Genomic DNA, 19115 nt, shown 5'->3' with positions numbered 1-19115 from the left:
ATGGAACTCGTGGAGTATCTCAAAGAATTGCAGGCAGAGATCCGGGAAGCTGAGCTCGCATTCGACGCCCCCGGTGAAACATATCCGTACCCCGAACAGGTATTTACCGAGAAGGTCATGCAGCACATGGCCGAATTCGGCATGACCTTCGAGCCTCAGCTCTGCTACTACGAAGCACAGGCTGCTACACGAGGAAACCCGAAGCTTAAATTAAATGGTTACTCTTTCTCTGAAACCGATGAAGATGAAGCGCCTGAGCAACTGGATCTTTTTATAAGCTTGTACAGGGGTGCCGATGAAGTCATTACAGCCCAGCAGAGCGATATGCAGTCCGCAGCAAAGCAGTGCCTACGCTTCCTGCAGCACTGTGTCGACGACAGGCTCGACATGGACGAAACCAATGAAGCCTATCCGCTGCTTCTCAGCATCAAGCGTTACTTTTCAAGCCTTGAAAAGATACGAATTTTCGTGATCACGGACATGTACATGGCAAATCGGTCAGAATTTGCCCAGACGGATTACCGGGGGAAAGCTGTTCAGCTGGAATTAATGGATATCCAGCGTCTTTTCAATCGCATCAAAGAGCACAGGCCGCGAGCCGAGATATTGATAGATTTTGCAGAAATTTCCGGAAGCCCACTACCTTGCGTTTGGGTTCCCGGGGATACTGGGGAATATGACTATGCACTGACAGCAATACCGGCCGAAGCACTGCGCTACATATACGACAAATATGGATCACAAGTTCTCGAGGCCAACGTAAGATCCTTCCTCAGTGCCACGGGAAAGATCAACAAGGGAATACGCGACAGCCTGCGCGAAGAACCAGAACGATTCATGGCTTACAACAACGGCGTTGTGCTTGTGGCTGATGGAATCGGCGTGACCCGGACCGCCGATGGTTCCCCCGGTATTCACTGGCTGAAAGGCATGCAGATCGTTAATGGCGGTCAGACCACAGCATCCATCTACTTCACGAAGAGGAAATATCCGGACACCGACCTATCCAAGGTCAGGGTGCCCGCCAAGCTGATCATTCTGCACGCCTCTGAGGATGAGGAGGAAGAAGATCTGATATCCAACATTTCGCGCTATGCAAATAGTCAGAATGCAGTCAAGGCATCGGACCTGTCAGCAAACCATCCCTTCCACACCGAACTGGAGGCCATTGCCAATCGGACCTACTGCCCGGATGGTGTCGGCCGCTGGTACTACGAACGATCAGCAGGCAGCTACAAGGTCATGCTGGAGCGGGAGGGGAAGACCCCGGCAGGGATCAAGAAACTTCAGAAAAGCATTCCGTCGACCCGTAAGATTACCAAGACTGATCTGGCAAAATATCTGAACACATGGGCCCAGAAGCCTCATCTCGCAAGCTTGGGTGGTCAGAAGAACTTTAATGCCTTCATGGAGGAGATTGATAAAAGTCAAAATAGCGGGCTCGCGAGAGTACCGAGCTCCACCGAATTCAAGCAGGCAATGGCCAAGGTCATCCTATTCAAGGATGCCCAGAAGATAATCCGCCCGCTGTTCCCCGCATTTCAAGGGAACGTGACGATCTATACACTATCCCTCCTGTCTCAGAGGGCAGGCGGATCCTTCGATCTGGACATGATCTGGCAGAAACAAGGTATTTCGCCTGAGCTTTCCAGGCAGATCGAGAAATGGTCCAGAGAAGTCAATGAAGCCCTGCACCGTGGCGCAACGGGCCGGATGATCTCGGAGTGGGCGAAAAAGCTGGAGTGCTGGTGGTTCGTTAGGGACTACAAATATTCGGAGTTGGCTACGGGAATTCCAGAACTGAGGGTTACTGCAGAGGCAAGAGTGTAAGTCTCAGAACTGCCCTGCCGGAGTTTTCGCTGAGGGCCATCGGTGATGGGGTGGAGCTGTCTGCCGTGACAACCAGAGCGCAACGTTGCACTCAGATTGTCCTGATGAGCACGCGGCTCCTGCCCCAGCTGAGCTTGCCTGCGCCATGAGCTACAATCGCGGCATCTGCCTACAGGTTGCCTGTCATGTCACGCAAGAAGCTGCCCATCGGTGTCCAGACCTTCGCCCGCATCCGCGAGGATGACTGCTACTACGTCGACAAGACCGGCATCGCCCTGCAGCTGATCGAGGAAGGCAACTACTACTTCCTCTCTCGCCCGCGGCGCTTCGGCAAGAGCCTGTTCCTCGATACCCTGGCCGAGCTGTTCGAGGGCAACGAACCGCTGTTTCGTGGCTTGGCGGTGCATGGGCAGTGGGACTGGAGCCGGCGCTTTCCGGTGATCCGTCTCAGCTTCGGCGGCGGAGTGATCCGTGATGCAGCGGATCTGGGTACCAAGATCGACGAGCTGCTGGGCATCAACGAGCGCCGACTGCAGGTCAGCTGTACACAGCGCGATAACCGTGGCCGCTTTGCCGAGCTGATCCGCGAAGCCGAACGCCTGCATGGCCAGCGGGCGGTGATCCTGGTCGATGAGTACGACAAGCCGATTCTCGACAACCTGACCCGCCCCGAGATCGCCCGCGAGATCCGTGACGGGCTGCGTGATCTGTATTCAGTGATCAAGGACAGTGACGCACACATCCGCTTCGCCATGCTCAGCGGGGTGTCCAAGTTCAGCAAGGTCAGTCTGTTCTCGGGGCTGAACAACCTGCGCGATATCACTCTGTCACCCGGCTATTCCGCCATCTGCGGCTACACCGACGAGGACGTGGATACGGTATTCGCCCCGGAGCTGGCCGGCCTGGATCGGGATGAAGTCCGCCAGTGGTACAACGGCTACAACTGGACCGGCACCTCGGTTTACAACCCGTTCGATTTGCTGCTCTTGTTCCGTGAACGCGAGTTCCGCCCGTTCTGGTTTGAAACGGGGACGCCGACCTTTCTTGTAGACCTGCTGACGACACGACGAACCTTCACGCCGGATCTGGAGCGGGTCATGGCGCTGGAAACCCTGCTGTCCAGCTTCGATGTCGACCACATCCCCGTCGAAGCGCTGATGTTCCAGGCCGGCTACCTGACCATCGACAGCGTGCGGCGCTTGCCGGGGCAGTTGCACATGACCCTACGCTATCCAAATCTCGAGGTTCGTAGCTGCCTGAACAGCGCCCTCCTACAGGCTTGGAGCGACGATCCGGCGCGTTGCGGCGTTCATATGCCACAGCTCTACGACCGGCTGCTGGCCAACGACTTCCAGGGCCTTTCGGCACTGTTCACATCTTTCTTCGCCAGCATTCCCAACGACTGGTATCGCAACAACCCTATTGCCCAGTACGAGGGCTACTGGGCGAGCGTTTTCTACAGCCACTTTGCTGCGCTGGGACTGGATATCCGCCTGGAGGATGCGACCAACCGTGGACGCATCGACATGGCCGTGCTGTTCAATAGTCAGGTCTATCTGTTTGAGTTCAAGGTGGTGGAGCTGGCGCCCGAGGGCAAGGCGCTACAACAGATTCGTGATCGCGGCTACGCAGAGAAGTATCGCTCTCGGGGAGAACCGATCCATCTGATCGGCGTGGAGTTCAGCCGCGAGAGCCGCAGCGTGGTGGGGTTCGAGGTCGAGCGAGACTCAACGCACTGAGCAGCGCGAGCTCTCTGGCAGAGACGGGCTCATAACGGCTTGCGGAGGATCTGCAGAACCCCCTCCAGTTCGACGATCATCTGCCGGATCAACTGGTGGTACTGACTGCTGTCGTCGCGCGCTTCGGCGCCGGAGAGACGCTGGCGGGCGCCACCGATAGTGAAGCCCTGCTCGTAGAGCAGTGCGCGGATCTGACGGATGGTCAGGACATCCTGGCGCTGGTAGTAGCGGCGGTTGCCGGCACGCTTGACGGGACTGAGCTGAGGAAATTCCTGCTCCCAGTAGCGCAGCACGTGCGGTTTGACCGCACACAGCTCGCTTACTTCGCCGATGGTGAAGTAGCGCTTGCCGGGAATCGGCGGCAGTTCGTGGTTATGGCTTGTCTCCAGCATGGGCCTCGACCCTCGCCTTGAGTTTCTGCCCAGGACGGAAGGTGACCACGCGACGGGCGGTGATGGGAATCTCCTCGCCCGTCTTGGGGTTGCGGCCCGGCCGCTGGCGCTTGTCGCGCAGGTCGAAGTTGCCGAAGCCGGACAACTTGACCTGCTCGTTGTGCTCCAGCGCCTGACGAATTTCCTCGAAAAACAGCTCGACCAGCTCCTTGGCTTCCCGCTTGTTCAGGCCCAACTCCTCATGGAGGCGTTCGGCGATCTCGGCTTTCGTCAGGGCCTTCATACGCTTACTTCCTTAACGTGGCTTGGAACCTTTCTCCCAGGGAAGCAATGATACTTTGCAGGTTTTCATTGACTTCTTCGTCGTTAAGAGTGCGCGATGGATGCTGCCAGGTCAAGCCGACTGCCACACTTTTGCTATGTGGATCAATACCTTTGCCCTGGTAGACGTCGAACAGCCGCAGGTCGGTGAGGCACTCGCCGGCCTGGGCGCGGATGTCGTCCAGCAGGCTCTGTGCCGGCACCTCGCGCCCGACCAGCAGCGCCAGGTCGCGACGCACTTCGGGGAAGCGCGACAGCTCGCGGAACTGCGGCAGGCGACCGGCGGCCACCTCGGCCAGCACCAGCTCGAACAGGTACACCGGCTGATCCAGGTCCAGCGCCTTGGCCAGTTCCGGATGCAGGGCACCGAGGAAGCCGACCAGCTGGCCGTCGCGCTCGATACGTGCGGTCTGTCCCGGATGCAGGGCCGGATGCTCGCCGATCGTGAAGGAAAAGGCGGAGCCGGCGCCGGCGTAGCCGAGCAGCGCCTCGACGTCGGCCTTGAGGTCGTAGAAGTCCACACCCTCCTTGCCGTTGGCCCAGCCTTCCGGCAGACGGCTGCCGCAGATCACCCCGGCGAGCATGGCCTCCTGCTTGAGGCCGTCGAGCTGGCCGACGAAGCGCAGGCCCGACTCGAACAGGCGCACGCGGCTCTGCTGGCGGTTGAGGTTGTGCTGCAGCGCCTTGACCAGCCCCGGCCACAGCGAGGCGCGCATGGCGGCCAGGTCGGCGGAGATCGGGTTGGCCAAGGTCAGCGGTGCGACGCCCGGGTGGAACAGCTCGAACCACTTGGGATCGATGAAGCTGAAGGTGACCGCCTCCTGGTAGCCGCGGGCGACCAGCAGGCGGCGCAGCTGGCCGAGTTCGGCGCGCGCCTCGCTCTGCGGCTGCGGCGCCAGGCGCGCCTCGGGGTAGCGCACCGGCAGCCGGTTATAGCCGTACAGGCGGGCCAGCTCCTCGATCAGGTCCACCTCGATGGACAGGTCGAAGCGGTGGCTGGGAATCTCCACCTGCCACTGCCCTGCCCCGTTGGCGGCAACCTTGAGGCCCAGCGCGGTCAGCAGGCGCTCGACCTCGACGGCCGGAAGCGAAAGGCCGAGCATCTGCTCGATGCGCTCGGCACGCAGGGTGACCGGGGCGACCTGCGGCAGGTGCTCTGCGCTGACCACCTCGACGATCGGGCCCGGCTCGCCGCCGACGATCTCCAGCAGCAGCGCGGTGGCGCGCTCCATGGCCTCGCGGGCCAGCTGCGAGTCGACGCCACGCTCGTAGCGGTGCGAGGCGTCGGTGTGCAGACCGTAGGAGCGGGCCTTGCCGGCGATGGTGATGGTGTCGAAGAAGGCGCTCTCGAGGAACAGGTCGCGGGTGCCGGCGGCCACGCCACTGTGCTCGCCGCCCATCACGCCGGCGATGGCCAGGGCGCGCTCGTGGTCGGCGATCACCAGGGTGTCGGGACGCAGCTCAACTTCCTGGCCGTCCAGCAGCACCAGCTTCTCGCCGGCCTCGGCCAGGCGCACGCGCACGCCGCCCTTGATCTCGGCGAGATCGAAGGCATGCATCGGCTGGCCCAGTTCGAGCATCACGTAGTTGGTGACGTCGACCGCCGGGTCGATGGCGCGCACGTCGGAGCGGCGCAGGCGCTCGACCATCCACAGGGGGGTCGGCCGCGACAGGTCGACGTTGCGGATCACCCGGCCGAGGTAGCGCGGGCAGGCGCTGGGCGCCAGCAGCTCGACGCTGCGCACCTCGTCGTGCGCAGCCGGCACCACGGCGATGGCCGGACGGCTGACCGGAACGTCGTACAGGGCACCGACCTCGCGGGCCAGACCGGCCAGCGACAGGCAGTCGCCGCGGTTCGGGGTCAGGTCGACCTCGATGCTGGCGTCGTCGAGGTTGAGGTAGCTGCGGATGTCCTGACCGACCGGCGCATCGCCAGCCAGCTCGAACAGGCCGGAGTCGTCGTCGCTGATCTGCAGTTCGGAGGCCGAGCAGAGCATGCCGAACGATTCGACGCCGCGCAGCTTGGCCTTCTTGATTTTGAAGTCGCCCGGCAGTTCGGCGCCGAGCATGGCGAAGGGGATCCTGATCCCCGGACGGGCGTTGGGGGCACCGCAGACCACCTGGAAGGTCTCGCTGCCGTTGCTCACCTGGCAGACGCGCAGCTTGTCGGCGTCCGGGTGCTGTTCGGTGGCGAGGATCTCGCCGACCACCACGCCGCTGAAGACTCCGGCGGCCGGGGTGACGCTGTCCACCTCGAGGCCGGCCATCGACAGGCGGGCCACCAGTTCATCGCGCGACACCTGCGGGTTGACCCAGGTGCGCAGCCATTGTTCGCTGAATTTCATCCTGTTCTCCTGAAAGCGGGTTGACCGGTCGACCTAGCGGAATTGCGCGAGGAAGCGCAGGTCGTTGTCGAAGAACAGGCGCAGGTCGTTGACGCCGTAGCGCAGCATGGCCATCCGCTCGACGCCCATGCCGAAGGCGAAGCCCTGGTACTTCTCCGGATCGATGCCGGACATGCGCAGCACATTCGGGTGCACCATGCCGCAGCCCATCACCTCCAGCCAGCCGGTCTGCTTGCACACGCGGCAGCCCTTGCCGGAGCACATCACGCACTCCATGTCGACCTCGGCCGACGGCTCGGTGAAGGGGAAGAACGACGGACGGAAACGCACGCCCAGCGGCTTCTCGAAGAACACGCGGAGGAACTCCTCGATGGTGCCCTTGAGGTCGGCGAAGCTGACGTTCTCGTCGACCAGCAGGCCTTCGACCTGGTGGAACATCGGCGAGTGGGTGATATCGGAGTCGCAGCGATAGACGCGGCCGGGGCAGACGATGCGGATCGGCGGCTGGGTCGACTCCATGGTGCGAACCTGTACCGGCGAGGTATGGGTGCGCAGCAGCATGTTGGCGTTGAAGTAGAAGGTGTCGTGCATCGCCCGCGCCGGGTGGTGGCCGGGGATGTTGAGCGCCTCGAAGTTGTGGTAGTCGTCCTCGACTTCCGGGCCCTCGGCAACGTTGTAGCCGATGCGGGTGAAGAACTGCTCGATGCGCTCGAAGGTGCGGGTCACCGGGTGCAGGCCGCCACTGGCCTGGCCACGGCCCGGCAGGGTCACGTCGATGCGCTCGGCGGCCAGCCTGGCTGCCAGCGCGGCGGACTCGAGGTCGGCCTTGCGCGCATTGAGGGCATCCTGAACGCTGGTCTTGGCGGCGTTGATCAGGGCGCCAGCCTTGGGGCGCTCCTCGGCCGAGAGCTTGCCCAGGGTCTGCATGAGCTGGGTCAGCTCGCCCTTCTTGCCGAGGTAATGAACCCGGAGCTGCTCCAGGGCATTCACATCTTCGGTGTGTCGCACGGCCTCCAGGGCTTGGGAGACCAGCGCATCCAGGTTTTCCATGTACGGACTCCAGATACAAAATAGGGGAAGGGCACAAAGGCCCTTCCCCTATCGGTGACGTTGCCCGGGCCCGAGGACCCGATGATTGTCGTGGGGCTTAGGCCAGAACGGCTTTGGCTTTCTCGACAATCGCAGCAAACGCCGCTTTTTCGTTCACTGCCAGATCGGCCAGAACCTTGCGGTCGATCTCGATGGAAGCCTTCTTCAGGCCAGCGATCAGACGGCTGTAGGACAGGCCGTTGACGCGTGCGCCGGCGTTGATACGGGCGATCCACAGAGCGCGGAACTGACGCTTCTTCTGACGGCGGTCACGGTAGGCGTACTGGCCGGCCTTGATCACCGCCTGCTTGGCAACGCGGAATACGCGCGAACGCGCACCGTAGTAGCCTTTGGCGAGTTTCAGAATCTTCTTGTGACGACGACGGGCGATGACGCCACGCTTAACACGAGCCATGTTGTAACCTCTTGATTATCTTGACCGGATTAACGAACGCGCAGCATGCGCTCGACTTTGGCAACGTCCGATGCATGCATCAGCGAGGTGCCGCGCAGCTGACGCTTACGCTTGGTAGTCATCTTGGTCAGGATGTGGCTCTTGAAAGCGTGCTTGTGCTTGAAGCCGTTTGCAGTCGGCTTGAAGCGCTTCTTGGCACCGCTCTTGGTTTTCATCTTTGGCATGTTTAGTACTCCGCATTCAGTGATTACGCATAACCGCAAGGCCTGCCAGTGCCCTGGAGGTTACTTTCTCTTTTTGGGGGCGATGACCATGATAAGTTGGCGTCCTTCCATCTTCGGATGCTGCTCAACGGCGCCGTATTCGGCGAGGTCGTTTTCGACCCGCTTCAACAGCTCCATGCCCAGCTCCTGGTGGGCCATCTCACGACCGCGGAATCGCAGGGATACCTTGGCCTTGTCCCCCTCGCTAAGGAAACGTACCAGGTTGCGTAGTTTTACCTGGTAATCCCCTTCTTCCGTACCGGGACGGAATTTCACTTCCTTGACTTGTGCCTGCTTCTGGTTCTTCTTCGCCTCGGCAGCCTGCTTCTTCTTCTCGAACAGGTGCTTGCCGTAATCCATGATCCGGCATACAGGCGGAACCGCGTCAGCAACGATCTCAACCAGGTCGAGCTTGGCGTCTTCGGCAGCCTGCAGGGCTTCGTTGAGAGAAACCACGCCGACCTGTTGACCATCCACACCGATCAGGCGAACTTCGCGGGCGGTGATGTTTTCGTTGATCGGGGGCCGGGACTGTGCTCGCCTGTCTTGTCTCATGTCGCGCTGCTTAATAGTGATTACTCCAATGGGTTACCGACCGCGCCGCGATACGGCTTCGGCCAGCAGATTCTGGAACTCGCCTACGGTCATGGAGCCCAGATCCTGTCCGTCGCGCGTACGCACGGCGACGGTCTTCGATTCGACTTCGCGATCCCCGATCACCAGCAGGTAGGGAACCTTGAGCAAAGTATGCTCACGGATTTTAAAGCCGATCTTCTCATTTCTCAAGTCGGCCTTGGCACGATAGCCATTGGCCTCGAGATCTTTTGCCACCTGAGCGGCAAATTCACCCTGCTTGTCGGTGATGTTCAGCACCACCGCCTGGGTCGGCGCCAGCCAGGCCGGGAACGCGCCCTCGTAGTGCTCGATGAGGATGCCGATGAAGCGCTCGAAAGAGCCGAGCACCGCGCGATGCAGCATCACCGGGTGCTTGCGGCTGTTGTCCTCGCTGACGTACTCGGCACCGAGGCGGATCGGCAGGTTGAAGTCGAGCTGCAGGGTACCGCACTGCCAGACACGGCCGAGACAGTCCTTGAGGGAGAACTCGATCTTCGGACCATAGAAGGCGCCCTCGCCCGGCTGCAGCTCCCACGGCAGACCGGCGTTGTCCAGTGCCGACTGCAGGGCGGCCTCGGCGCGATCCCACAGCTCGTCGGAGCCGACGCGCTTCTCCGGACGGGTCGACAGCTTGAGCTGGATGTCCTTGAAGCCGAAGTCGGAGTAGACGTCGAGGGTGAGCTTGATGAAGGCCGCCGCCTCGTCCTGCATCTGGCCCTCGGTGCAGAAGATGTGCGCATCGTCCTGTACGAAGCCGCGCACACGCATGATGCCGTGCAACGAGCCGGACGGCTCATTGCGGTGGCAGGCACCGAACTCGGCCAGACGGATCGGCAGCTCGCGGTAGCTCTTCAGGCCCTGGTTGAACACCTGCACGTGGCACGGGCAGTTCATCGGCTTGACCGCGTAATCGCGGCTTTCCGACTCGGTGGTGAACATCAGGTCGCCATAGTTGGCCCAGTGACCGGACTTCTCCCACAGCACGCGGTCGACCACCTGCGGCGTCTTGATCTCCAGATAGCCGTTCTGGCGCTGCACGCGGCGCATGTACTGCTCGAGCACCTGGTACAGGGTCCAGCCGTTGGGATGCCAGAACACCATGCCGGGGGCCTCTTCCTGAGTGTGGAACAGGTCCAGGCGCTTGCCGATCTTGCGGTGATCGCGCTTCTCGGCCTCCTCCAGGCGATGCAGGTAGTCCTTGAGGTCCTGCTTGCTGCCCCAGCAGGTACCGTAGATGCGCTGCAGCATCTTGTTCTTCGAGTCGCCACGCCAGTAGGCGCCGGCCACCTTCATCAGCTTGAACGCCTGCAGCTTGCCGGTGGACGGCACGTGCGGGCCGCGGCACAGGTCGATGAAATCGCCCTGGCTGTAGAACGACAGCTGCTCGTTGCCAGGAATCGACTCGATGATCTCGACCTTGTACTTCTCGCCGAGCCTGTCGAAGAAGGCCACCGCCTCGTCGCGCGACATCAGCGAGCGACTGACCGGGAAGTCGGCCTTGGCCAGCTCGTACATCTTCGCCTCGATCTTCTCGAGATCCTCGCTGGTGAAGGGACGCTCGCAATCGAAGTCGTAGTAAAAACCGTCGTTGATCACCGGACCGATGGTGACCTGGGTGCCGGGAAACAGCTCCTGCACAGCCATGGCCATCAGGTGAGCACAGGAGTGACGCAGCACGTCGACGCCCTCGGCATCCCGGGCGGTGATGATCGACAGCGCGACGTCAGCCTCGATGACATGCGAGGTGTCGACCATCTGGCCGTCGACCTTGCCGGCCAGGGCGGCCTTGGCCAGGCCGGCACCGATGGACTGGGCCACCTCGGCCACGCTGACCGGCTGCTCGAACGAGCGCTGACTACCGTCGGGAAGAGTAATGATGGGCATGGCGCCTCCTCTCTCAGTGGTGACCCCTACCAAAGGCCACATGGGGTGGGATGAGCCAGTAAGCGGCGCCCGACGGGAAAACTGCCTCACGATGGCAGGACCGGAAAAACGGCCTTCCCGCACACAGGCGGAGATCACTGGAAAAATTAGCCCGACATCGTTTCAGAAAAGCCGCTCAGGCGCAAGCAAAGCGCCATCCAGCCGGTCAGAGCGACTCGAGGAACTCGCCCACCAGGCGATTGAACAGCGCCGGACGCTGCACATTCATGCCATGCGACACCCCCGGCAAGAGCACACAGCGCGCCCCCACCAACTGATGCTCGAGCATTCGCAATATTGCCGGGAACGGCTGCGGGCTGCGCTCACCGCCCAGCAGCAGGACAGGACAACGAACCCCGGCCAGCAGCTTCGCCGATATCGGCTCCGGCCCATCCTCGACCTGCCCCACCAGGGTGAAGGCATTGTCCAGCGCCATGTGCCGGAAACGCGCCGAGGAGCGCTGCCAGATACCCGCACCGCTGACGGTGTCGACGAACAGCTGCAGGCCAGCCTCGGCCTGCCCCTCGCGAATCAGGCGCAGAGCTTCGAGGCGGAACTGATTGCGCTCGCCTCCGGCAACCGGCGCCGGCACCCCGGCCGCCGCGAACAGCCCGGACGCATAGTCACCACCCGGATCGGCAAGGGCGAGCGAGCGCACCAGATCCGGACGCTGCGCGGCAAGGCGCAGGGCAATGTTGCCGCCACGGGAATGGCCGAGCACATGCATGGGCTCGCCGTGGCGCTCGATCAGCTCGACCAGGTCGGCCACATGCTGCCCGGTGGAGAAACCGCCGCCCCGGCCATCCCAGCGCTCCGGAAAGCAGCGCCGCAGGCTCGGCGCCAGCACCCGCCAGCGCTCCGCCAGCACCGGAAGCTGCGCCGACCAGAAGCGGTGGTCGCACAACGAGCCATGCACCAGCAACAGCGGCACTCCATCGCCCAGCTGGACACCCTTCAGCGCGTAATCCGCCAGATGCCATACCGCCGTTTCCACCCACACACCTCACGCAGCAATTCCAAGACGCAGAAAACAGAAAAGCCGGTCAAAATGACCGGCTTTTCTGTAATTTGGTAGGCACAATTGGACTCGAACCAACGACCCCCACCATGTCAAGGTGGTGCTCTAACCAACTGAGCTATGTGCCTGCAATTTGGTAGGCGCAATTGGACTCGAACCAACGACCCCCACCATGTCAAGGTGGTGCTCTAACCAACTGAGCTATGCGCCTGCAGTGGCGCGAATACTACGGAGCATCCCCAACCCCGTCAACACTTTTTTCGCTAAGCCACTGAAAAAACTCCATCTTTTGGTTCTCCGGGCAATTTCAGGCCGTGCTGCCCCCCGGTGGTCGCCACGGCCAATCCGGCGTAGGATCGAAACGCTCGTAAAGGATATTCGACAGAGGCTCAAGATGACGCACACCTCCTACCCACAGTCCTATTACGCCTTTTCCGCCCACCCGGCTCCGGAACGTCCGGCGCTGCAGGGCGAACAGGAGACCGACGTGTGCATCATCGGTGCCGGCTACACGGGGCTGTCCACCGCGCTGTCCCTGCTCGAGCATGGCTTTCGCGTCATCGTGCTGGAGGCAGCCAGGGTCGGCTTCGGCGCCTCCGGACGCAATGGCGGCCAGATCGTCAACAGCTACAGCCGCGACATCGATGTCATCGAGCACAGCACCAATGCCCCTGCCGCACGCTTGCTCGGCGAGATGGCCTTCGAGGGCGGACGGATCATCCGCGAGCGCATCCAGCGCTATGGCATCCAGTGCGACCTCAAGGACGGCGGCGTGTTCGCCGCCTTCACCGCCAGGCAGATGCACCACCTGGAAACCCAGAAGAAGCTGTGGGAGCGCTACGGCCATACCCAGCTCGAGCTGCTGGGCCGCCAGGAGATCCGCCAGGCGGTGGCCACCGACAGCTATGTCGGCGGCCTGCTCGACCGCAGCGGCGGCCATATCCATCCGCTCAATCTGGCCCTCGGCGAGGCCGCGGCCGTGGAGTCGCTGGGCGGTGTCATCCACGAACAGTCGCCGGTGCTGCGCATCGAGCGCGGCAGCAGCCCGGTCGCGCATACGGCAGAGGGACGCGTGCGGGCGAAATTCCTGGTGGTCGCCGGCAACGCCTATCTGGGCAACCTGCTGCCGGAGCTGGCGGCCAAGTCGATGCCCTGCGGCAGCCAGGTGATCGCCACCGAACCGCTGGGCGAGGAGCGCGCACGCGCCCTGCTGCCGCAGGACTACTGCGTCGAGGACTGCAACTACCTGCTCGACTACTACCGCCTTTCCGCCGATCATCGGCTGATCTACGGCGGCGGCGTGGTCTACGGAGCCCGCGATCCGGCCGACATCCAGTCCATCATCCGCCCGAAGATGCTCAGGACCTTCCCGCAATTGAAGGACGTCAGGATCGACTTCGCCTGGACCGGCAATTTCCTGCTGACCCTGTCGCGCCTGCCGCAGGTAGGACGCCTGGGAGACAACATCTACTATTCGCAGGGCTGCAGCGGCCACGGCGTGACCTACACCCACCTGGCCGGCAAGGTGCTCGCCGAGGCCCTGCACGGCCAGGCCGCGCGCTTCGACGCCTTTGCCGGCCTGCGCCACTACCCGTTCCCCGGTGGGCGGCTGTTCCGCGTGCCCTTCACCGCCATGGGCGCCTGGTACTACCAGCTGCGCGATCGGTTCGGCGTATGACCGGGAAGCGACAACGGCCCCGGGAGGGCCGTTGTCGTTCATGACTACCGCCTAGCGGGGACAGCCCTCCAGAGTCGGGCAGACACCCGCCCCCTTGGCCGCTGGCAGCGCCTCGGCAAACCGCTTGTCCTGCGGCGCCAGTTGCCGGGCGCACTGCCGCGCCCGCTGCGCCTGCTGCGCACAACCCTGTTCGGCCAGCACGTGGGCAAGGTTGCCCCACGCCGGCGCCCAACGGGGAGCTGCAGTGGTCGCCTTGTGCAAGGCAGCCTGCGCCCCCTTGAGATCGCCTGCTGCGTATCGGGAATTGCCCAGGGCAAACCAGCTCATCCCCTTATCGGGCCATTGCTGTACCGCCAACTGGTAGGCACGCCGCGCCGCCTGGGCATGCCCCGTCTGCTCCAGATCGGCCGCAGCCTGCAGCCAGGGCGTCAGTTCGGCCTGCGCCGGCAGCCGGTCGGGTGGTAGCGTCAGCACCGCCCAGCGCCCCCCACGCGCCCAGGTGGCGTCGAAGCTGGCGAAGTCGGTCACCCAGCGCCGCGTGGTGCCGGAACGCAGAATCAGCTGCTGCGCCTTGCGATCGAAGCCGACCAGCACGGCAAAATGCCAGCGCGGGTACCAGTCGAAGGCCAGGTTCTGCAATACCAGGACCGGATTGCCAGCCGCGACCTCGGCCAGCAGGGCGTCCAGGCGAGGCGCCAGGGGATAGGCCAGCAGGTCGTGGTCGCGCGCCGCCGCCACCAACTCGACCTGCAGGCTGCCCTGGCGACCAGGCAGGAACACGCGGTCCTTGAGCAGCCCTGGGGTGGTGGTCACTCCACGCTGGTTGAGCATGGTGGCCAGAGCCGCCGGGCCGCACTGGTACTGCGCCTGAGGGAAGAACGGCACCTCGCTCAGTTCGACTCGCTCCGGCAACCGCTCGACCTGCGGCGACAGCCTCGGCGCCGTCGCGCAGCCAGCGAGCAACAGCAGCAGTCCCGCCCCCAGCAATCTCAGCGATTGATGCATTTGACGAAGGTGAAGAGGTCGGTGGCGCAGAGCAGGTCAGTGATGATGAAGATCACCAGAAACAGCACGATGATGCCGATGATGCCGCCGGCCGGTGCCTCGCTGAGCTGCTGGTTGAACTGCGCCAGCTCGGCATTGGTGAGGCTCTGGATGCGCTGCTCGACCTGCTCCCGCTCGACGCCGAGGGAGGCCAGCTTGTCTCGCACCCCCCTGTCATCCAGCATGGCCAGCAGCTGCTGGCGATCGACCTGCTGTTGCTGAGCCTGCAGGACCTCGCCGGTACCGACCATTGCCGCCTGCGCCAGCGGTACCTGAGCCACCACCAGCAACTGGGATGCCACCAGCACGCTAGCCAGCCGGCGAGAGAATGCTCGCTTGTACATGAAACGCTCCTTCTTCTAGATCCGCACTAAGACTATCGCCAAGCGACAGGGTTCCTCCGCAGAATAGGTTAAGAGACCCCAGCGCGTGCTCCGTCACGTCCGGAACCCTCGCAGATACGCACATGATCATCATCCGGAACGAGAACCCCGCCCACCGTGCGCCGGCAGTCCGCCCATTGCACGGAAGCCACGAGCGGCCCAGCATGGTCGCCCCTATCAATCGGCCGACTGCGCCACCCACGCGCGGCGCGCGCCCAAGGATCCGGTGACGATGACACCCAGCAATCCCCCAGAACACGCCAGCATCTCCCCGCTGAGTCGCTCCCCGCGGGTACGCGGCGAGTTCGCCGTGATCGCCGACCTGCTGCCCTACCTGCGTCCCTACCTGGGGCGCATCTCGTTGGCACTGGGCCTGGTGGTGGCCGCCAAACTGCTCAACCTGCTGGTTCCCATTCTTCTCAAGCAGATTGTCGACGACCTCAATGTCGAACCCAGTCTGCTGCTGTTGCCGGTCGGACTCCTGCTGGCCTACGGCGCGGCACGCATCGGAGTCACCCTGTTCACCGAACTGCGCCAGGTGGTGTTCGCCCGGGTCATGGCGCGCACCTCGCGCCAGGTCACGCTCCGGGTGTTCCGCCACCTGCACGGGCTCAGTCTGAAATTCCACCTCGGGCGGCGCACCGGCGGCGTGGCGCGGGATGTCGAACGGGGCGGCAGTGCCATAGCCGATCTGCTCGACTGGACGCTGTACTCGATCATCCCGATCCTGCTGGAAGTGTTGCTGGTCACTGCCGTGCTGGTCTGGGCCTACGACTGGCGCTTTGCGGCCGTAACCCTCGCCACCCTGCTGGCCTACGGGGCATGGACCTTCGCCGTCACCGAATGGCGCACCCGTTACTACCGCGCCTCGGTGGAGGCCGACACCCGTGCCAACGAGCGGGCGGTGGACTCCCTGCTCAACTACGAGACCGTCAAGTACTTCAACAACGAGGAGCACGAGGCGATTCGCTACGACGAGAACCTGCGGCATCTGGAGGATGCCAAGGTCAAGGCGACGGTCAGCCTGGCCGTGCTCAACCTCGGCCAGGCGGTGGTGGTGTCGGCCGGAGTCACCGCGATGATGTGGCTGGCTGCCGCCGGGGTCGTCGACGGCAGCATGACGGTCGGTGACCTGGTGCTGGTCAACGCCTATCTACTGCAGCTCTCCGCCCCCCTGTTCCTGCTCGGCATGATGTATCGCGAGGTCAAGCAGGCGCTGACCAACATGGAGCGCCTGTTCGGCCTGCTCGATGAGCGCCAGGACGTGCAGGATGCGCCCGATGCCAGAGCGCTGGTCACCCGCCAGCCCCAGGTGCGCTTCGAGGATGTGCGCTTCGGCTACGACCCGCGCCGGCAGATCCTCCAGGACATCGCCTTCGAGATCCCCGCCGGCGGCACTGTGGCGGTGGTCGGCCACTCCGGTTGCGGCAAGTCGACCCTGGCACGTCTGCTGTACCGCTTCTACGACGTCGACGGCGGTCGGATAACCATCGACGACCAGGATCTGCGCCAACTGACCCAGGCCTCCCTGCGCGCCGCCATCGCCATCGTTCCGCAGGACACCGTGCTGTTCAACGACAGCATCTACTACAACATCCTCTACGGCCGCCCGGAAGCCAGTCGCGAGGAAGTGGAGGCCGCCGCTCGTGCCGCACATATCCACGAGTTCGTGGAGAACCTTCCGGACGGCTACGCAACCCAGGTCGGCGAACGCGGCCTGAAACTCTCCGGCGGCGAAAAGCAGCGGGTGGCGATCGCCCGAGCAATCCTGAAGAATCCGGCCATCCTGATCTTCGACGAAGCCACCTCCGCGCTGGACTCGCAGTCCGAGCGGGCCATCCAGGCGGAACTTGAACACATCCAGATCGGGCGCACTACCCTCGTCATCGCCCACCGCCTTTCCACCGTGATGAATGCCGACCAGATCCTGGTGATGGACAGCGGCCGCATCATCGAGCGCGGCCCCCACACGCAGTTGCTCGCCATGAACGGCCAGTACGCGCAGATGTGGCACCTGCAGCAGCAGCGCAGCGAGCAGTCGACGCCCTGACGATGCAGCTGGCAGAAACGGCGGCTACCCTCAGGAGCAGGCCACCCTTGTGAAGTGCGAGGTTGCTGCAGCATGCCTGCCCGACTGCTGGCCCTTCAGGCCGATATCACCAGCCTGGCGATAGATGCCATCGTCAATGCCGCCAATCCATCGCTCCTCGGCGGCGGTGGCGTTTCCGGAGCCATTCTGCGCGCGGCAGGCCCCGAACTGGTCGAGGCGTGTCGCCAGCTCGGCGGCTGTGCCAGCGGCGAGGCGAAGCTGACTGCCGGCTATCGGCTGCCAGCCCGCTTCGTCGTGCACACCGTCGGCCCGATCTGGCAGGGTGGCCAGCAGGGCGAAGCACAGGTACTGGCCTCCTGCTATCGACGCTCCCTCGAAGTCGCCGCAGCGGCCGGCGCCCGCAGCCTGGCCTTCCCGAGCATCAGCACCGGCATCTTCAGCTATCCCAGCGCCGCCGCCGCAGCCATCGCCGTGGCCACCGTGCGGGCCAGGGTCGCGACATTGCCGACCATCGAGTCGGTGGTGTTCTGCTGCTTTTCCGCAGCGGATCTGCAGATCTATACCCAGCTGCTCGAAGCCGGAACCTGAAAGTCCGCCCAGACGCTACCCTACCAGACCTGGCTTGCCCCGCAGCTTGCTGCACAGCGTCACCAGCACGACCACCAGGGCGCCAACCAGCACGCCGAAGGTGGCATCGAGCAGTGTGGGAAGCAGGGCCTCGGCGACAGCGCCGACTGCGGCGAGGCTACCGCTCGCCTGAGCGAGTTGCTCGATGGCATGATGAACCGGGGATATGCCGTGAGTCAGGATGGCGCCGCCAACCATGAACATCGCGGCCGTCCCCACCACGGACAGCCCTTTCATCAGGTAGGGGGCAGCGCCGAGGATGGCGCCACCGAAGCGCTGTGCCAGACGCGACTCCCGCTGTCGCAGATGCAGGCCGAGGTCATCCAGCTTGACGATCCCCGCTACCAGGCCATAGACCCCTACCGTCATGACGACGGCAATCAGCGACAGCACCAGCACCTGCTTCAGAAAGCTGGCCGCAGCGACAGCCCCGAGCGTGATGGCAATGATCTCGGCCGAAAGGATGAAGTCCGTACGGACTGCTCCTTTGATCTTGTCCCGCTCGAACGCCACCATGTCGATGGCCGGGTCATTGAGCGCGTCAAGCTGACGGGCATGATTGGCTTCCTCCTCCGCCTTGCTGTGCAGGAACTTGTGAGCCAGTTTCTCGAAGCCCTCGAAACACAGGAAGGCGCCGCCCAGCATCAGCAGAGGCGTGATCGCCCAGGGCGCAAGCGCGCTGATCAGCAAGGCCGCGGGAACCAGGATCAGCTTGTTGAGCAGTGAACCCTTGGCGACCGCCCATACCACCGGCAACTCTCGCTCTGCCGCAACGCCGGTGACCTGCTGGGCGTTCAAGGCCAGGTCATCGCCAAGCACCCCGGCGGTCTTCTTCGCCGCCACCTTGGTCATCACCGAAACATCGTCGAGGATGGTAGCAATGTCATCGATCAATGCCAGCAGACTGCTTCCGGCCAAGTTCGTACTCCCTGTATGCAGGTTGAGGTATTTGACTACGCGCCAAGCATACGGCCGATACAAGTCATTTTGCCGTGTCATGGCGCACTTACGCGCAGTTTCCGGAGCGAAAGGACGAAACCCCGACCAGCGTGGCTGGTCGGGGTTTCTGTGTAGGTGCTTGACGATGACCTACTCTCACATGGGGAAGCCCCACACTACCATCGGCGATGCGTCGTTTCACTGCTGAGTTCGGGATGGGATCAGGTGGTTCCAACGCTCTATGGTCGTCAAGCAATTCGGTTGGGGCATCGCCATGGCGCTACCCCGAATTGGGCAAGTGATAGTGTATCAGATTCGGTAATTTGCGGTTCTGCAAGCTTTCGGCCTGTCGCACCCACTGTGATCCTGGGATCGCAGATTGTTTGGGTGTTATATGGTCAAGCCTCACGGGCAATTAGTACTGGTTAGCTCAACGCCTCACAA

The 19115-nt window shown here is 63.1% G+C and carries 17 protein-coding genes, 2 tRNA genes and 1 rRNA gene; 5 read left to right on the top strand and 15 right to left on the bottom strand.

The features are described from left to right. Both RA210_RS18785 and RA210_RS18780 read left to right on the top strand, forming a co-directional pair. Positions 1 to 1830 (top strand): AIPR family protein, encoded by a 1830-nt coding sequence (locus tag RA210_RS18785; protein WP_201487629.1) that lies wholly within the window; start codon positions 1 to 3, stop codon positions 1828 to 1830. Positions 1831 to 2015: 185 nt separating this feature from the next. Then, entirely contained in the window at positions 2016 to 3569 is a 1554-nt protein-coding gene (locus RA210_RS18780) for an ATP-binding protein (RefSeq protein ID WP_236574810.1), read from the top strand. 29 nt (positions 3570 to 3598) lie between these two features. Here the strand turns inward: RA210_RS18780 and RA210_RS18775 are convergent, their stop codons facing one another. The 11 genes from RA210_RS18775 to RA210_RS18725 form a co-directional block, all read right to left on the bottom strand. Then, positions 3599 to 3961 (bottom strand): MerR family transcriptional regulator, encoded by a 363-nt coding sequence (locus tag RA210_RS18775; RefSeq protein WP_136489032.1) that lies wholly within the window; start codon positions 3959 to 3961, stop codon positions 3599 to 3601. After that, a complete protein-coding gene (ihfA, locus tag RA210_RS18770) occupies positions 3942 to 4244 on the bottom strand; it encodes an integration host factor subunit alpha (protein ID WP_136489031.1) in 303 nt (100 codons plus the stop codon). Before ihfA ends, RA210_RS18775 begins: the two co-directional genes overlap by 20 nt. A 4-nt stretch (positions 4245 to 4248) precedes the next feature. After that, entirely contained in the window at positions 4249 to 6627 is a 2379-nt protein-coding gene (gene pheT, locus RA210_RS18765; protein ID WP_201487628.1) for a phenylalanine--tRNA ligase subunit beta, read from the bottom strand. Between the two features lie 33 nt (positions 6628 to 6660). After that, the gene (pheS, locus tag RA210_RS18760) at positions 6661 to 7677 is read right to left on the bottom strand and encodes a phenylalanine--tRNA ligase subunit alpha (protein ID WP_136489029.1); all 1017 of its coding nucleotides are present in this window, start codon (positions 7675 to 7677) and stop codon (positions 6661 to 6663) included. 97 nt (positions 7678 to 7774) lie between these two features. Continuing rightward, positions 7775 to 8131, bottom strand: a complete 357-nt coding sequence (gene rplT / locus RA210_RS18755; protein WP_090313179.1) for a 50S ribosomal protein L20 — start codon at positions 8129 to 8131, stop codon at positions 7775 to 7777. 29 nt (positions 8132 to 8160) lie between these two features. Then, the gene (gene rpmI / locus RA210_RS18750) at positions 8161 to 8355 is read right to left on the bottom strand and encodes a 50S ribosomal protein L35 (protein WP_090215844.1); all 195 of its coding nucleotides are present in this window, start codon (positions 8353 to 8355) and stop codon (positions 8161 to 8163) included. Between the two features lie 60 nt (positions 8356 to 8415). Further along, a complete protein-coding gene (gene infC, locus RA210_RS18745) occupies positions 8416 to 8949 on the bottom strand; it encodes a translation initiation factor IF-3 (RefSeq protein ID WP_136489028.1) in 534 nt (177 codons plus the stop codon). Positions 8950 to 8982: 33 nt separating this feature from the next. Further along, entirely contained in the window at positions 8983 to 10893 is a 1911-nt protein-coding gene (gene thrS, locus RA210_RS18740; RefSeq protein WP_201487627.1) for a threonine--tRNA ligase, read from the bottom strand. A 205-nt stretch (positions 10894 to 11098) separates the two neighbouring features. Further along, a complete protein-coding gene (locus tag RA210_RS18735; protein ID WP_236574809.1) occupies positions 11099 to 11926 on the bottom strand; it encodes an alpha/beta fold hydrolase in 828 nt (275 codons plus the stop codon). Between the two features lie 75 nt (positions 11927 to 12001). Then, a tRNA-Val gene (locus RA210_RS18730) sits at positions 12002 to 12078 on the bottom strand. A 6-nt stretch (positions 12079 to 12084) separates the two neighbouring features. Continuing rightward, positions 12085 to 12161: transfer RNA gene (locus RA210_RS18725), tRNA-Val, on the bottom strand. 183 nt (positions 12162 to 12344) lie between these two features. Here RA210_RS18725 and RA210_RS18720 point away from each other — a divergent pair. Next, complete coding sequence (locus RA210_RS18720) at positions 12345 to 13628, top strand: NAD(P)/FAD-dependent oxidoreductase (RefSeq protein WP_168772481.1); 1284 nt, start codon at positions 12345 to 12347, stop codon at positions 13626 to 13628. A gap of 51 nt (positions 13629 to 13679) precedes the next feature. Here RA210_RS18720 and RA210_RS18715 read toward each other — a convergent pair whose 3' ends face one another. After that, complete coding sequence (locus RA210_RS18715) at positions 13680 to 14633, bottom strand: PA2778 family cysteine peptidase (protein ID WP_201487625.1); 954 nt, start codon at positions 14631 to 14633, stop codon at positions 13680 to 13682. Beyond that, the gene (locus tag RA210_RS18710) at positions 14618 to 15016 is read right to left on the bottom strand and encodes a PA2779 family protein (protein WP_136489024.1); all 399 of its coding nucleotides are present in this window, start codon (positions 15014 to 15016) and stop codon (positions 14618 to 14620) included. The genes RA210_RS18715 and RA210_RS18710 overlap by 16 nt, the downstream gene beginning before the upstream one ends. A gap of 271 nt (positions 15017 to 15287) precedes the next feature. Here RA210_RS18710 and RA210_RS18705 point away from each other — a divergent pair, with 271 nt between their 5' ends. Then, positions 15288 to 17105, top strand: coding sequence for an ABCB family ABC transporter ATP-binding protein/permease (locus tag RA210_RS18705; protein WP_201487624.1), 1818 nt, complete (start codon positions 15288 to 15290; stop codon positions 17103 to 17105). A 72-nt stretch (positions 17106 to 17177) separates the two neighbouring features. Continuing rightward, positions 17178 to 17693, top strand: coding sequence for an O-acetyl-ADP-ribose deacetylase (locus RA210_RS18700; protein ID WP_201487623.1), 516 nt, complete (start codon positions 17178 to 17180; stop codon positions 17691 to 17693). A gap of 15 nt (positions 17694 to 17708) precedes the next feature. Here RA210_RS18700 and RA210_RS18695 read toward each other — a convergent pair whose 3' ends face one another. Both RA210_RS18695 and rrf read right to left on the bottom strand, forming a co-directional pair. Beyond that, positions 17709 to 18650: a DUF808 domain-containing protein gene (locus tag RA210_RS18695; RefSeq protein ID WP_136489021.1), complete on the bottom strand. Its 942-nt coding sequence runs from the start codon at positions 18648 to 18650 to the stop codon at positions 17709 to 17711. A gap of 158 nt (positions 18651 to 18808) precedes the next feature. Beyond that, positions 18809 to 18924, bottom strand: a 5S ribosomal RNA gene (gene rrf, locus RA210_RS18690). Positions 18925 to 19115 lie beyond the last annotated feature (191 nt).

The sequence above is a fragment of the Pseudomonas sp. OF001 genome (genome assembly GCF_904426495.1).
Classification (GTDB): Bacteria; Pseudomonadota; Gammaproteobacteria; order Pseudomonadales; family Pseudomonadaceae; genus Geopseudomonas.
This window is presented reverse-complemented; position numbering and strand designations above follow the sequence as displayed.

Bases quoted from the DNA above. Each gene is read 5' to 3' on its own strand.
- RA210_RS18720 (WP_168772481.1), top strand. From the start codon at position 12,345: ATGACGCACACCTCCTACCCACAGTCCTATTACGCCTTTTCCGCCCAC.
- pheT (WP_201487628.1), bottom strand. From the start codon at position 6,627: ATGAAATTCAGCGAACAATGGCTGCGCACCTGGGTCAACCCGCAGGTG.
- pheS (WP_136489029.1), bottom strand. From the start codon at position 7,677: ATGGAAAACCTGGATGCGCTGGTCTCCCAAGCCCTGGAGGCCGTGCGA.
- RA210_RS18785 (WP_201487629.1), top strand. From the start codon at position 1: ATGGAACTCGTGGAGTATCTCAAAGAATTGCAGGCAGAGATCCGGGAA.
- rplT (WP_090313179.1), bottom strand. From the start codon at position 8,131: ATGGCTCGTGTTAAGCGTGGCGTCATCGCCCGTCGTCGTCACAAGAAG.
- RA210_RS18715 (WP_201487625.1), bottom strand. From the start codon at position 14,633: ATGCATCAATCGCTGAGATTGCTGGGGGCGGGACTGCTGCTGTTGCTC.
- RA210_RS18775 (WP_136489032.1), bottom strand. From the start codon at position 3,961: ATGCTGGAGACAAGCCATAACCACGAACTGCCGCCGATTCCCGGCAAG.
- RA210_RS18710 (WP_136489024.1), bottom strand. From the start codon at position 15,016: ATGTACAAGCGAGCATTCTCTCGCCGGCTGGCTAGCGTGCTGGTGGCA.
- RA210_RS18700 (WP_201487623.1), top strand. From the start codon at position 17,178: ATGCCTGCCCGACTGCTGGCCCTTCAGGCCGATATCACCAGCCTGGCG.
- thrS (WP_201487627.1), bottom strand. From the start codon at position 10,893: ATGCCCATCATTACTCTTCCCGACGGTAGTCAGCGCTCGTTCGAGCAG.
- RA210_RS18780 (WP_236574810.1), top strand. From the start codon at position 2,016: ATGTCACGCAAGAAGCTGCCCATCGGTGTCCAGACCTTCGCCCGCATC.
- ihfA (WP_136489031.1), bottom strand. From the start codon at position 4,244: ATGAAGGCCCTGACGAAAGCCGAGATCGCCGAACGCCTCCATGAGGAG.
- infC (WP_136489028.1), bottom strand. From the start codon at position 8,949: ATGAGACAAGACAGGCGAGCACAGTCCCGGCCCCCGATCAACGAAAAC.
- RA210_RS18705 (WP_201487624.1), top strand. From the start codon at position 15,288: ATGACACCCAGCAATCCCCCAGAACACGCCAGCATCTCCCCGCTGAGT.
- rpmI (WP_090215844.1), bottom strand. From the start codon at position 8,355: ATGCCAAAGATGAAAACCAAGAGCGGTGCCAAGAAGCGCTTCAAGCCG.